10 protein-coding genes are annotated in these 13775 nt (G+C 56.9%); 6 read left to right on the top strand and 4 right to left on the bottom strand.

What is annotated here, in order from left to right; translation table 11 throughout:
• Positions 1 to 50: 50 nt before the first annotated feature.
• Genes ABDK74_RS09245 through flgE form a run of 3 tightly spaced genes read right to left on the bottom strand, consistent with a single transcriptional unit; the run spans position 51 to position 3980 of the window.
• The gene (locus ABDK74_RS09245; protein WP_346003572.1) at positions 51 to 1112 is read right to left on the bottom strand and encodes a flagellin; all 1062 of its coding nucleotides are present in this window, start codon (positions 1110 to 1112) and stop codon (positions 51 to 53) included.
• A 2-nt stretch (positions 1113 to 1114) separates the two neighbouring features.
• A complete protein-coding gene (gene flgK / locus ABDK74_RS09240) occupies positions 1115 to 2647 on the bottom strand; it encodes a flagellar hook-associated protein FlgK (RefSeq protein ID WP_346003571.1) in 1533 nt (510 codons plus the stop codon).
• 25 nt (positions 2648 to 2672) lie between these two features.
• Entirely contained in the window at positions 2673 to 3980 is a 1308-nt protein-coding gene (gene flgE / locus ABDK74_RS09235) for a flagellar hook protein FlgE (RefSeq protein ID WP_346003570.1), read from the bottom strand.
• Between the two features lie 235 nt (positions 3981 to 4215).
• Between flgE and ABDK74_RS09230 the strand changes: the two genes are divergently transcribed.
• From ABDK74_RS09230 to ABDK74_RS09210, 5 genes are all read left to right on the top strand, one after another.
• Entirely contained in the window at positions 4216 to 5514 is a 1299-nt protein-coding gene (locus tag ABDK74_RS09230; protein ID WP_408874509.1) for an MATE family efflux transporter, read from the top strand.
• A gap of 467 nt (positions 5515 to 5981) precedes the next feature.
• Complete coding sequence (aspT, locus tag ABDK74_RS09225) at positions 5982 to 7673, top strand: aspartate-alanine antiporter (protein WP_346003568.1); 1692 nt, start codon at positions 5982 to 5984, stop codon at positions 7671 to 7673.
• Between the two features lie 23 nt (positions 7674 to 7696).
• Positions 7697 to 9286, top strand: a complete 1590-nt coding sequence (locus ABDK74_RS09220; protein ID WP_194255454.1) for a bifunctional aspartate transaminase/aspartate 4-decarboxylase — start codon at positions 7697 to 7699, stop codon at positions 9284 to 9286.
• A 223-nt stretch (positions 9287 to 9509) separates the two neighbouring features.
• On the top strand, positions 9510 to 10502 hold the full coding sequence (locus ABDK74_RS09215; protein ID WP_346003567.1) for a hypothetical protein: 993 nt from the start codon (positions 9510 to 9512) through the stop codon (positions 10500 to 10502).
• A 224-nt stretch (positions 10503 to 10726) separates the two neighbouring features.
• Positions 10727 to 11074, top strand: a complete 348-nt coding sequence (locus ABDK74_RS09210; RefSeq protein ID WP_062032903.1) for a hypothetical protein — start codon at positions 10727 to 10729, stop codon at positions 11072 to 11074.
• Positions 11075 to 11093: 19 nt separating this feature from the next.
• Here ABDK74_RS09210 and ABDK74_RS09205 read toward each other — a convergent pair whose 3' ends face one another.
• Positions 11094 to 13025, bottom strand: a complete 1932-nt coding sequence (locus tag ABDK74_RS09205; RefSeq protein WP_346003566.1) for a prolyl oligopeptidase family serine peptidase — start codon at positions 13023 to 13025, stop codon at positions 11094 to 11096.
• Positions 13026 to 13175: 150 nt separating this feature from the next.
• Here ABDK74_RS09205 and ABDK74_RS09200 point away from each other — a divergent pair, with 150 nt between their 5' ends.
• Positions 13176 to 13775: a DedA family protein gene (locus ABDK74_RS09200; protein WP_194255517.1), complete on the top strand. Its 600-nt coding sequence runs from the start codon at positions 13176 to 13178 to the stop codon at positions 13773 to 13775.

The raw sequence follows: 13775 nt of genomic DNA, 5'->3' as shown, positions 1-13775 counted from the left end.
CTTGATATGCGATGTCACAAACGGTTTTTCAACCGGGATCAGAGGCCTGATCAGAGGTAAGAGGCCAGCGTCATGCCTTTCATGTCCGCGATCAGGGAATAGGACGCCTGAAGCTGGTTGTTGGTGTCCGTCACCTGCGTGGAAACCTGTGCAAGATCAGCGTCTTTCACCTGACCGAGCTGGGTCGTCAAAGCCGAGGACATCTGGGTCAGCATGGCGGTCTGGTTGGACAGGCTGTTCTGCTGGACACCCAGAAGGCCGCTCATGGTGCCGAGGCCGCTCGTGACCGTATCCATGGAGCTTTGAAGGCCGGAAATCAGGCTCGAATAGTCCGTGATGCTGGTTGAAGACGAGCCGAGGGAGGCGACCACCATCAGATTGCGCATGAGATCGCGGATCGGGGAAGTGGTGGACGTGGATGTCGCGCCCTGTGTGGCGACCATTCCGACGGACACTGTTTCAGACTGTCCGACGACGACGCGCGTCTGTAGTTGTTGCGCCTGATCGGGCGACGTGGAAAGCGTTGCGGAGAAAGGCTGTCCGGCAGCAGTATTGCCAGCCAGGTTCTGCGTTGTGCTGAGCACATTCTCTGCATCCGTCGAACCGAGCTGACTGACGGTCTGCGCGATCTGGGTCGCGAGGTCCGATGTGCCCAGATCCGTGCTGACGGGAGCGGTTGTGTTCTGCTGCCCGGCGAAGACGTAGCTGTCCCCCTGTCGGGTATTGAGCAGGTTGCCCAGAGAGGTCAGAGCCGACTGGGCCGCAGACGCAGCGGTCGTGACGGTCGAATAGGAGAGCGTACTTCCCAGAGTGGAGAGCGAACTCGTCAGGTCCTGGGCTATGGTGGAAATCTGGGACAGGGCGCTCTGTGTTGTGGTGAGCGTTGTCTGGGCGTTCGTGACGTTGCTTTTCCAGGCGGAAACCTGCGTGATGGCGGGCTGAAGCGCGAGGGCCTGTGTCCGCGACGATCCGAGATCGGCGTAGCTGCTGGCCAGAACGCCGGTGCTGGCCTGAAGCTGAAGCGCGTCTTTCGCCTGCGACAGATTCTGGACGCCGAGAAGAAGCTGGCTGGAGATTCCGCCAAAGCCGAAGCTGGAAATGGTTCCGGTCATGATCAGGCTCCGATTGCGCTCAGCAAAGCGCTGAACATTGTCTGGACGGTCGAAATGACTTTGGCGTTAGCAGCGTAAGCGTTCTGAAGCGTAACGATATTCGCCATCTCCTTATCAATGGAGACGGTGGACGTTCCGGACAGATTGGATGTCAGGCTGCTCTGCGTTGTCTTCGACAAGGCAAGTCCGCTGCTTGCATTACTGGCCGTGGCCGCCTGGTCTGCGGTCAGGGATGTCGCAAGGGAAATGATTTTCTGGTTGCCCGTGTATCCCGTGGACAGGGTTCCCGTCATTCCGAGATTCGTGCTGGGCGCGGCCGACTGAGCAGTTCCGGCAGCGTCGGAAGCTGTTCCGAACGCATAGCTCAGGACATTCTGAATTATCTGCGTGCCGGAGGTCGTGCTGTCGAGCAGTCGGGAGGGGTCGTTGGAATAAGCGCTGGATACGCTCATATCCTGCGAGAAGCCGACGCTGCCGGTGGGAATGAGATCTGTCTGTGAGGCTCCTGGGACGACGCCATGGGTGCCTGACGTCGTGAACAGAGACATGCCCTGAGCCTGAAAGCGCGTGGCGACCGTTGAAGACAGGGAGTCCAGCTGCGCCTGCATGGTAGGAAGCGTCGTATCACGCAGGGTGATATTTGCGCCTAGCGTTCCCCCGGTCAGATGTGTGGTGACATCGCGGCCATTCAGGGTGATTGCGGGAATGGTATTGCTGGACGATGTGCCGGGATAGGTCGTGCTGACTGAAATCTGGGCGGAAGACGTGGTGAGCGGCCATGTGGACGAGACGGTCGCGCCATTGGGGCTGCTGATGTCACGTGTAGGAAGCGTGACGCCATCGGCCGTCGCAATGGTCATGTCGCCGTTTGAGGACTCGGACCATGAGACGGAAAGCTCGGAGGACAGGGAGGAGAGGGCCGTATAGCGCTGGTTTTCCAGCGCGGCCGTGTCCTGACCGGTGCTTTTGAGGTTCATGATCTTGGTGGAGAGGGTGCCGATCGTGGTGAGGTCGGTATTAATGTCCGAGACCGAGGAAACGACGGCATTTTGCGCTGTCTGACGCTGGGTCTGATAGGCCGAAGCCAGCGTATTGACGGATTGGGCGAAGGTGGATGCAGCGGAGACAACCGTGCTCTGGGCCGATGCGCTGTCCGGGGTGGAGGTCAGAGATGTCAGGGCGGACTGCAGATTGCCGAGTTCATCGGAAAGCGTTCCGCTACTGCCGGATGTGGCGCTGGTGGAGCCCTGAAGTGCCGTGATGTTGGACAGGGAATTGCTGGTGGCCGTGTAGCCCGCGACATCCGCATTTTGGGCGTAGAGTGCTTTTTGCACCTGCTGGTTGGTCGCCAGTGTGGTGGCGGCAGTACGGACACCGGTGCCTGTGTTGCCAGCGATGCTCGACTGGACGTTGGCATTTTCCTTGATGTAGCCGCTTGTTCCCGCATTGGAGACGTTGTTGGACGCAACGGCCATGGCATTCTGAACGACATTCAGGCCGGAAGTTGCAATCGAAAGTGCGCTGTTCAGTCCCATGGAGCCGGTGTCCTTTCAGTCTTGCTTACTGGATCATCGCCAGGGTTGTCTGAAGCAGCTGGTTAGCCGTGGACACGACTTTCGTGTTCGCACCATAGGCCTGCTGGGCCACGATCAGCTTGCTGAGATCACCGGTCAGATCGGTTGTAGAATCTTCGACCGAAGCCGTACTCAGAGTTCCGGCGCCGTTGGTATTGACGGCGTTGACCTGCGGCGTGCCGGACTGTGACGTGGCGGTATAGGCCTGTCCGTTCTGAGGAGACAGATTGTTCGGGCTTGCGAAGGTTGTTAGTGGGACCTTGGCGACGAGTTGTGAGTAACCGTTGTCGAAAGACGCCATGACCGAGCCGTCTGTCTGCATGGCAATGCCGGAGAATGTGCCGGTGGTGATGCTGTCGGACACTGTGGTGACGCCGGTCGGGGTGGAGCCGTTTGTTGCGAGGCTGACGCCGCCCGTACCGCCGATGGTTCCGAGGCTGACGGTCATGTTCTGGGGCGCGCCGTCATATTCGAAGCTGGCTGAAGAGCCGGAAGCCTGGCTTTGTCCGTTGACCGAGGCGATGGCGCCTGTGGAAGAATCAAACTTCACGGTCGCACTGTTGGTCGCGTCATTGGCGTTGCTGACGGTCCAGGTCGTGGCGTTCACCTGTGTCCAGTTCAGGGAGACCGTCTGGGCATTGCCTTTGCTGTCATAGGCCGTGGCGGATGTGGTGGCGCTTCCGCCGCTTGGTGTGGTGGTGCTACCGATCTGGCCGGTCATGGTCAGCTTCGTGCTTTCCGTCGGCTGGAACTTGACGGTGGAGGGCACCTGAATGGGGCTGAGGGCTGTGCTCAGGGTGCCTGTAGAGGCGTTGACGTTATAGCCTTCAAGGTAATAGCCGGACGTGTTGACCAGATAACCGTTCTTGTCCTGCGAGAAGTCACCATTGCGGGTGTAATACTGCTGTGTGCCTAAAACGGGAGTATTACTGTTGCTCTGGCCGGTAGCCTGCACGACGTTGAAGAAGCCGTTTCCGGAGATGGCCAGGGCCATATTATTGGTCGAGGTCGTCACCATGCCCTGGTTGTCGTTGTGCTGACGGGTGGTGGCGACGACGCTGTCGCTCAGCGCCTGACCGTCATTGGCCAGTTCGTTGTTGGTGACGTAGTCCTCGAAGCTGGTGGTGCTGGCCTTGTAGCCTGTGGTCTGGCTGTTGGCGATGTTGTTGGACAGGTCACTGAAGGCATGTGACTGCGAGTTCAGGCCGCTGACGGCGGTGTGAACCGCGTTGATGATCGAAGACATGGCATACTCCCGGACATGGAACAGGCTGCGGGTCGTATGCCCGAGCATCACTGCCGAGGATTCCACAACGGATATTAAAGAAGTCCTTACAAGCGTGAAAAGGGCGGATTCGCCGCCTGTTACGAACAAAGACGGAGACGAAAAAACGCTGTCGACCTCTGGTTCTCCGGGTCTGAAACGGGCATGATGGGGCGGCATGCCAGAGCCAGACGACGATCCCAAAAAGCCCTGTATTCCTGACGATTCTCCGGTAAAACCGGCCAGATTCGTTCATGGCAACATCATGCGCCATGTGGTGACGATGGCCGGGACCGGGGCGATCGGGCTGATGGCCGTGTTTGCCGTGGATCTGCTCAATTACGGTTATATTTCGCATCTGCATGACAAGACGCTGACGGCGGCGATCGCGTTTGCGACGGCGGTCAGTTATGTGCAGGTGTCGGTTTCCATCGGGATGACGATCGGGCTTGGCGCCTGCACGGGACGACTGATCGGGGCGTGTCAGCATGCCGAGGCGCGCCGGATGGCCTCGGCGTTTCTGGTGGTCATGGTGGCGATTGCTGCCGTTCTGGGACTGCTGACGGCGACATTTGCCACGCCTCTGCTAGGTTTGCTGGGCGCGCATGGCGAGGCCCAGAAAAATGCGGCCACGTTCCTGCACATCGTGTCACCGGCGCTTCCGCTGGTGTGTCTGGGGATGGCGCTGTCGGCGCTTCTGCGGGCGGTGGGGGATGCGAAACGCTCGATGCGCGTGACGCTGACGGGGGCCGTCGTTTCCGCATGTCTGGACCCCATCATGATTTTCGGGCTGCATCTGGGGCTTGAAGGGGCAGCGATCAGCACGGTTCTGGCGCGGCTGGCCATTACGGCGAGCGGATTTCTGAACCTTCGGGGTCATGCCATGCTGGAATGGCCGCAGCGTTCCGCTTTCGGGCCGTCCACGCGGCTGATTGGCGGGATTGCGGTTCCGGCTATTGCGACCAATCTGGCGACCCCGACGGGCGCGCTGTTCGTGACGCATGCGATGGCGCGGTTCGGGCTCAATGCTGTTTCGGGACAGGCGACCATTGACCGGATCGTGCCGGTGGCGTTTTCGCTCGTCTTTGCACTGACGGGATCGGTCGGGCCGATCATGGCGCAGAATCTTGGCGCCCGGCAGATCCACCGCGTGCAGGAAGCGCTTCTGGCGGCACTGAAGCTGACGGCGCTGTGTGTGGGCGTGACCTGGCTGGTTCTGGCGGGGGCGCACACTTACATCATCCAGCTTTTCGAGCTTCAGGGTGTAGGCGTGGACATCGTGCGGCTGTTCTGCTGCTGGCTGGTGCTGAGTTACATGTTTGTGGGCCTGCTGTTTGTCGCCAATACGGCGTTCAACAATCTGGGGCACCCGTTTTATTCCACCGGTTTCAACTGGGGCCGGGCGACACTGGGGACCATTCCGTTCGTCTGGATCGGGTCGGCTTATGGGCCGGTTGGGATTCTGATTGGGCAGTCGCTGGGCGTAGTGTTGTTTGGCAGTCTGGCCGTGGTGACGGCGTTCCGGGTCATCCGGAAGCTGGAGCCGGATATTATAAAGTCATAGCGACATCTCCCGCATTGGGTTTGCTGCATGGCTCCTCGCTCAGGCAGATATTGTCGCTGGCAGCAGTGATGTCCCGCTCTATCATTTCGAGCGGAATCCAGCACATCGCACATGCCTGTTCTCCCGTAAGTGTCGGCACTGTCTGAACGCGCTGCTTCACTTAAAGCACGGGGGAGCAGTGTGGTCTGGTGCGGACAGACCGTTCTCCTAGCAATATCTCCAGAATACAGTTTTGAATTAAGACAATTCATTACGACGAAGATTTATGAAGTAAATCAAAAGTGTTTATTTTCAATAATTACTATTTAATTTTAATATAAGCATAACAAAATTGACATATACATTGACTTTATTATTCTTTATGCGGAATGTAATAGGTTGTTTGTATCTATTATTTGATATGAATCATTTACATATTTTCCTTTGATCTATACCTTTTGGGCAATAGCTTTCCGGGGACTCTAATTGTGCAAGCACTCACTACTTCTCTGTCCCATGTTTTTGGTGCGTGTCCGGAAATGGCCCTGTTTCTTGCTCTTGTTCTGGGATGCTGGATAGGGCGTTTTCGTTTCGGTTCGTTCCAGCTTGGTGGTGTAGCCGGATCTCTTCTCGCGGCAGTGCTTATCAGTCAGGTCGGCGTGCATATCGACTCTGGTATCAAAACCGTTCTGTTTGCACTTTTTATCTATGCCGTTGGGTATCAGAGCGGACCTCAGTTTTTTCGGTCTCTGGGGCGTCAGTCTCTTAAAGAAATTCTAATGGCTGTTGTGCTGGCTGTTACGGGATTAATTACCGTCGTGGCCGTTGCCCGCATTTTCCATCTTGATAAAGGCCTTGCGGCAGGACTTGCGGCGGGTGGCCTTACCCAGTCGGCCATTATTGGCACAGCGGGATCATCGTTGGAAAAAATCGGGCTGCCTCTTGCTCAGGTGCAGCAGCTCCAGGGCAATGTCGCGGTCGGATATGCCGTAACGTATATTTTTGGCTCCATTGGTCCCATTCTGCTGTGCATCAATGTTTTACCCTGGTTCATGAAACGCAGCATTCGCGAAGATGCTATCCGGGCTGAAGCGGAGCAGGCTGGTGGCGTGCATATCATGGGTGAGGGGGAAGTATCTGCTTTCCCTCATCTGGTTGGACGCGCCTACCGTTTGACCCAATCCGAGCTGACCATTGAAATGATTGAGAAAATGGCAGCCGGGATCACGGTCGAGAAAGTGATCCGGGACGATAAGCCGATTGGAATAGAAGGTACTGCAGCGCTGGTCCCGGGTGACAGGGTGCTGCTGGTTGGCCATCGTTCAGAGGTGCTGGCTGCGGGACAAAAAATTGGTCAGGAGATCGGTGAATCGCCTGATCTGGATCTTTCCCTGATCCGTCGGGATGTTGTTCTGTCTCGCAAGGATTTTGTGGGACAGACAATTGATCAATGCGTGCAGTCTGTTTCGGCGGCTGTCCGGCATGGTGTTTATCTCGTGGCTCTTTCCCGTGCGGGCAAGACGGTTCCTGTTACAGGCTCCCTGAAGATTATGGCCGGGGATGTTGTTACGTTATTGGGAACGTCCACAGACGTGGACAGAGCCGTGGCGCAGATCGGTACGCCTCTTGTTCCAAGTCTCAAAACCGATCTGGTTTTCCATGCCCTGGGTGTAGCCGTTGGGTTATTGATCGGTCTGGGTGTGGTTCATCTGGGGTCAGTTCCGCTCACACTCGGCAGTGGCGGAGGCGCTCTTCTGTCGGGACTTCTGTTTGGCTGGTATCAAAGCCGCCATCCCGCTACGGGGAATATGCCTCGCGCGGCTTCGACATTTCTGGTCGATTTCGGATTGGCGGGTTTTGTGGCTGTAACGGGATTGCAGACAGGTCAGCAAGCCATTGCCACGATCATGCAGCATGGCGTGACGCTCTTTCTTCTGGGTGTTGTTGTAACGCTGGTGCCACTGATCCTGACAATGCTCTTTGGGCGCTATGTGCTTCGCTACGACAACACGGCCATTTTTGCTGGCGCTCTGGCTGGATCACGCAGTGCCAATCCGGCTTTTGGTGAGGTTCTGAACAAGGCGGGGAATGCCGTTCCCACGACGCCTTTCGCCATTACATACGCCGTTGCAAATGTTCTTCTTACCCTTCTTGGCCCCCTTGTGGTCGCGTTCTCCTAAATCTTTAAGAGGGATATTCAATAATGACTTACGATTATTCAAAACTTCGCAATCTCAGCCCTTTTGAGCTTAAAGATACGCTCATTGAACTCGCCTCATCAAAAGCCGACCGGGTCATGCTGAATGCCGGGCGTGGCAATCCCAACTTTCTGGCAACCCTTCCCCGCGCGGCATTCTTTCTTCTGGGGCAATATGCTCTGTCAGAAGCGCGTCTGTCTCTTTCCTATCTTTCCCCCGATCTTGGTGGGACGGTTCGGATTGAAGGCATTGAAGGGCGTTTTGACCACTTTATCGCCAGCAATCAGGAGAAGAAGGAAGCAGAGCTTCTGGGTCATGCTCTGAGCTATGTCCGTGACCAGATGGGGCTTCCGGCCGATAAGTTTCTTGTTGAAATGGTGGAAGGGATTCTCGGCTGTTATTATCCAACCCCTCCGCGTATGCTGGCATTAAGTGAAAAAATTGTTGGTCAGTATGTGCTGCGTGAAATGGTCGGAGGGCAGGTCTCTCTGGACTCCACGGACTTCTTTGCGACCGAAGGTGGCACGGCCGCCATGGCCTATGTGTTCAATTCGTTCAAACAGAACAAACTGATCAAAAAGGGAGACAAGGTTGCGATCGGTATGCCGATCTTCTCTCCGTATATTGAAATCCCACAGCTTGAAGAATACGGCCTTGAAGTTGTTGCCATACAGGCAGATCCGGCACTGGATTGGCAGTATCCGGATAGCGAGCTGGAAAAACTCCGTGATCCGGCCGTAAAGATATTTTTCTGCGTTAATCCCAGCAATCCGCCATCCGTCAAAATGAACGATGCATCGTTGGAAAAAATTGCTTCCATCGTGCAGGATCGCCCTGATCTGATGATCCTTACGGATGATGTTTATGGCACGTTCGCTGACGGTTTCCGGTCGCTTTATGCCATCTGCCCCCGTAACACGATCCTCGTTTACTCCTTCTCAAAGTATTTTGGGGCAACCGGCTGGCGTTTGGGCGTTATCGGCATGCACAAGGACAACGCAATCGATGCCCATCTCCGGCAATTGCCGACTGATGCAAAAGACGCCCTGGCAACGCGCTATTCCAGCCTGACGACAGATACTGCGGATCTGAAGTTTATTGACAGGCTCGTTGCCGACAGTCGTGCCGTGGCACTGAATCACACTGCCGGACTGTCAACGCCGCAGCAGGTTCAGATGGTGCTCTTTTCCCTGTTTGCGCTGATGGATCATGAAGGGCGTTACAAGGCGACACTCAAAAGCCTTATCCGTCGTCGCGAAGCCGCGCTGTATCAGGAACTGGGTGTTGCGCCGTCGGAAGATGCGAATGCCGTTGATTACTATACGTTGATCGATCTGGAGGACACCAGTCGCGCGCTCTATGGCGAGGACTTCACGCAGTGGATGCTCAAGCGCGCCAGCTCAGGGGAAGTTCTGTTCCGGATTGCAAACGAAACGGGTATTGTCCTGCTTCCGGGAGCCGGTTTCGGGGCGACCCGCCCTTCAGCCAGAGCATCTCTCGCGAACCTTAATGAGTTTCAATATGCCGCTATTGGTCGTTCATTACGCCAGATGCTGGACGAATATCATTCTGAGTTTCTGAAATCCCAGAACTGAATCCGGTGTGAAGCCGAAAGGGGGAAACCCCTTTCGGTGACACTGCTTTTTTTGGTTATGACAAGCAGGGCAGGGCAGGTCTCTCAAAATCCGGCGTCATCATTATATGGTCCACGCGCGCTGTCCTGAGGAACATGAAAACGCAAAAGCATCGATGATCCTACAGAAATTATAGAAAAAATTATTTCGGTCTTTCAAAGAAACAAACAAGGTAAATGGATAAATGGCAGGCCGCATTCAACATAGGATCTGTAGGACAGGCGCATCCTTCATAAGAAAATCCGGTTTTTGCCTTCTTTTTGCGGCAGGGTTTTTCATATCTCCTGCTTATGCCGGCCAATGGTACACAGGGTCACTGGTTTCTCCATCAGGCACTACGCAAAAAGGTGTCCTGAATGTTGAGCCTTATTCTTCCTATACCCAGCCTCTGGGACGGTTCGGTCCGCACGGACAGACATTGTCCGCCACTCATCCCATGCAGCGCATGTTTACCAATTCCACACTCTGGAAATATGGCATTTCCCAAGACTTCAGCATTCAGCTGCATACCATCGTTAACTACGGATGGAAGCACGATGAAGGGCATTCTCACGGCCCTCAGGCAGGGGATATGCCTGTTGACCTGATCTATCGTCTCGTTCGGCCTGACCCCGCGCATTATATTCCGGCTTTTAATCTGTTTGTGGGCATGATTTTTCCCACAGGAAATTATACAAAACTTGGCAGCTCCCAGGACGGGCTGGGAAGCGGTGCTTATGTTTTCCGCTTTGCTTTGACTGAACAGTCAACTTACACCCTTCCAGGTCATCATGAACTGCGTCTTCGGGTCTGGAACTGGTTTCGGCGTGCTGTTACGTCAGCAAAACTGACTGATATGACCAGCTACGGAACGACAAATGGCTTTCGCGGTTCGGGTCAGCCTGGCATGAGCGGACAGACGGGGTTTTCATTAGAATATGGTGTGAACCAGAAATGGGTTCTGGCCATGGACCTTGCGCGGGACTGGGCCAATGGTTCCACTTTGCGTGGACATGACCATAACGGCGCTTACATCCATAAAACAGGCGCTTCCGCCACGGATTGGCAGATTGCTCCGGCCATTGAATATAACTGGAACCCGCATTGGGGGATAATTGTTGGTTCGCCTTTTTATTTTGCCGGACACAACAAGAATATTCAGGCGTCACCACAATTCGCTATTAATGCCATGTTTTAAAATTTGGTCCCGTCTGGTGCGGTAATTTTTCAAAGCGGTTTTTTAAATCAGGTGCCAGAAGGCAAAATCGGCAAAAAATCGACTCTGGAAGAGCGGTTCGTTATAGAGGCGGCACTCTATTTAACGTGATCTTCAGGAGACAGTCTGTGCAGTGCGAATGGCGTAGGTCTTACGACAGACTGGTTCCGATGCTGATTAAAGAGCATTTTGGAGATCCGGGTGTGATGACCCGGCAGTTTCCCTACATGAAATCGACCTTCCTCTGGAAAGGGGATGATTTCATTCTTACGCCCGAAGCGCTTGCCAATCCGAAGAATAAATATCATGGGCTTGAGCGACTGGCGCTTGAGCATCATGAGGCCGGAGACTGGCGACTGGCTGGGGAATACTGGCTGATTGCGGCGGGTTGGCGCCGGAACATGATGGACCCGGCCGACGAGCGGCATGTGGAAGCGTTGCAGTTCGCGTTGCGCCATGTCGAATATGACAGGGCGCTGGCGGACTGGAAAAAGAAGAAGCTCAGCCGCAATGCCATGCCGTATCCCAGCCAGTTCGGGCTCGCCGACGACTGAAACCGAGATCTGCCTGGATCTATGGAGTGAAGACCTGCTGATAGAAGGCGAGTTCCCGTTGCAGGGCGTCTTCTATGGTTTCGCGGGCGCGGAAGCCGTGGGCTTCCTCCGGATAGACGTGCAGGGCGGAATGTTCGAGTTTTGTGCGCATGGACTCCGCCTGTGACAGGGGAACGACCTTATCTGCGCCGCCATGCAGGAACAGGACAGGAACGGTAATGCCCTCGGCCTGCGTAATGGGAGAACGTTCCAGATACACGGTCTCGTCTTCGGGATAGGGGCCGATCAGCCCGTCCAGATAGCGGGCTTCGAACTTGTGCGTTTCTTCGGCGAGGGCCCGCAGATCCGTGACGCCATAGAGGGAGGTTCCGGCGGCGAAGAGGTTCGACTGCGCGAGGGCGCCTAGAACGGTCAGGCCGCCGGCGCTGCTGCCGCGGATGACGCAGCGGGCGGGGTCGGCGAGGCCGCGATCGAGCACGGCCTGCACGCCGGCGAGACAGTCTTCGATATCCGCGACACCCCATTGTCCGTCCAGTGCTTCGCGGTAAGCGCGGCCGAAGCCGGTTGAGCCGCGATAATTGACGTCGAGGACGGCAAAACCGCGCGACGTCCACCACTGCACCTTGAACGCGAAGGATGGATTGGCGCGGCCGGTCGGGCCGCCATGTGCCATGACGACGAGCGGGGGTTTTTCACCGTCCCGCAGGGCGCTGGTGCTGCTGGCGGGGGCGTAGAACAGGGCGTGGGCCAAGGCATGAGCTTCTGCGCCGTTTGCGGTTGGGAAGCTCAAGGGGGTGGGGGTTGCGATATCGGCATTCGTGACGCCGTGCGGGAGGGTGACGCTGCTTCGGAAGCGGTTGTAGGCTTCGCCGGGGCGGCCGAAGGCGATGGCGGCTGGGGCATCGGCAGGGGCGTCGATCCACGCGAACTGCTCGTTTCCGAGAGGTTCGGGGACGTTGACGGGCGTGCCGAGCGCAAGCTCGGTCCAGCGGTCGTGATCTTCCAGCAGGACGTGGTTGAGGCCGTGGCGGATGCCGAGGGCCAGCAAGCGGTTTTCGGACAGGGGGGCCATGCTGCGCTGTCCGAAAACCCAGTGCGGCAGGCCAATTTCGGCGTTGGCGCCGTCGAAAGAGTGTGGGTGCCAGCCTGTCTCGTCATGGGAAAAGCGGATGGGGGTCCAGCGGCCTTCAGCGTCGGACGTGGCGTAGAGCATGCCGTCGGGCGACCAGCAGGGTTCGATGATGCTGCAGGGTTCGGGGCCGGTCAGGTCGGTGACGGAGCCGAGTGCGCCAGTTGTGCGGTCAAAAGGGGCGACGGAAAGGGTCGTGACGGTCCAGGGCATGGCCGGGTCGTTCCAGCTGAACCAGGCCAGAAAGTTTCCATCGGGTGAGGACCGGGGGGCGGCGTAGAAATCCGCGCCTTCGGCCAGCACGGTTTCGCGTCCGTCGGCCTGAACGTGGACCAGCGTTGCGACCGGCACACCGTCGCCGTGACTTTCGCGCACGCAGAATACGGCATCGGCAGCCGGATCGAATGTCAGGTCGGCGTAGCGGTGTTCGGGAGTTTCGCCCGACGTGGCCCATTGCGTGGCGGTGGTACCGTCGCTGAACCAGACGCCACCGCGTTTGCGATCGCTGAAGACGACCTGCGGGGCACTGTCTTTGGCGTTGTCTTTCAGGCGCACATCCCATGCGCCACCGCCATATTCGTGCACACGGGTGCCGACCGAATATTCCGGCGGGATCAGATCGCGGATGTTCCCTTCAGGGTCGCGGGCCGTGATGACGGAGCGGCCCTGTTCGTCCGGGCGGCTTTCGAGCCAGAAGATCCACTCCCCAGCAGTGCGCAGTTCGGAGAAAGACACCGTGCGTCCGGCTACGAGTTCAGGCGTCACCCAGGACGGCCAGTGTCCCGATAAGGCTGCGGAAGATGCGGGGGAAGGGGGCGTCATTTTTCATCCTGTCTCCGATGCCGTAGTATCGTAGCCGGTGGCACTCTCTTCCGCCACAGCTTGAACAGGACCAGGACACTGTTTCATCTCAGTCATTTTCTCGATCACATGCTGGTGCAGTATGGCTATGGCGTCGTCGGCATCACCGTCATGTTCGAGAGCATGGGCCTTCCTCTTCCGGCGGAGAGCGTCATCATCGCCGCTTCGCTCTATGCGGGCAGCACCCATCATCTTGAAATCCGCTGGATCGCGCTGGCAGCCGTGCTTGGCGCCATCATGGGCGACAATATCGGCTATCTGATCGGCCATCACTTCGGTTACGGCATTCTGAAAAAGCACGGCCAGAAAGTCGGTCTGACCGAAGAGCGGCTGATGCTGGGGCGGTATCTGTTCCGTCGGCATGGCGGGATCGTCGTGTTTCTGGGGCGTTTTGTCGCGGTGTTGCGCGTGTTCGTCGCATTGCTGGCGGGAGCGAACCGGATGCCCTGGCATTCGTTCCTGTTCTTCAATGCGCTTGGTGGCATCTGCTGGGCCGGTGGCTATGCCTTTGTGACCTATGAGCTTGGCAAGCAGATCGAGAAGATCACCGGGCCGGTCGGGATCGCCATGGCGGTCGTGGGGGTCTGCTGTCTGATCGGGGCGCTCGTTTTTCTCAAGAAGAACGAGAAGCGTCTGACGGATGAGGCGCTCCGGCAGGCCGAGGAAGACGAAAAGCGCGAGGAATCGCGTGTGGACAAGAAACCGAGCTGA

This window comes from Gluconobacter sp. OJB, from assembly GCF_039638275.1.
GTDB classification, from domain to species: domain Bacteria; phylum Pseudomonadota; class Alphaproteobacteria; order Acetobacterales; family Acetobacteraceae; genus Gluconobacter; species Gluconobacter cerevisiae.
This window is presented reverse-complemented; position numbering and strand designations above follow the sequence as displayed.

What these genes read in the sequence shown, in the direction of transcription:
- flgK (WP_346003571.1), bottom strand. Translation starts at nt 2,647, where the DNA reads ATGGGACTGAACAGCGCACTTTCGATTGCAACTTCCGGCCTGAATGTC.
- ABDK74_RS09205 (WP_346003566.1), bottom strand. Translation starts at nt 13,025, where the DNA reads ATGACGCCCCCTTCCCCCGCATCTTCCGCAGCCTTATCGGGACACTGG.
- ABDK74_RS09220 (WP_194255454.1), top strand. Translation starts at nt 7,697, where the DNA reads ATGACTTACGATTATTCAAAACTTCGCAATCTCAGCCCTTTTGAGCTT.
- ABDK74_RS09200 (WP_194255517.1), top strand. Translation starts at nt 13,176, where the DNA reads ATGTTCGAGAGCATGGGCCTTCCTCTTCCGGCGGAGAGCGTCATCATC.
- flgE (WP_346003570.1), bottom strand. Translation starts at nt 3,980, where the DNA reads ATGCTCGGGCATACGACCCGCAGCCTGTTCCATGTCCGGGAGTATGCC.
- ABDK74_RS09210 (WP_062032903.1), top strand. Translation starts at nt 10,727, where the DNA reads ATGACCCGGCAGTTTCCCTACATGAAATCGACCTTCCTCTGGAAAGGG.
- ABDK74_RS09245 (WP_346003572.1), bottom strand. Translation starts at nt 1,112, where the DNA reads ATGACCGGAACCATTTCCAGCTTCGGCTTTGGCGGAATCTCCAGCCAG.
- ABDK74_RS09230 (WP_408874509.1), top strand. Translation starts at nt 4,216, where the DNA reads ATGCGCCATGTGGTGACGATGGCCGGGACCGGGGCGATCGGGCTGATG.
- ABDK74_RS09215 (WP_346003567.1), top strand. Translation starts at nt 9,510, where the DNA reads ATGGCAGGCCGCATTCAACATAGGATCTGTAGGACAGGCGCATCCTTC.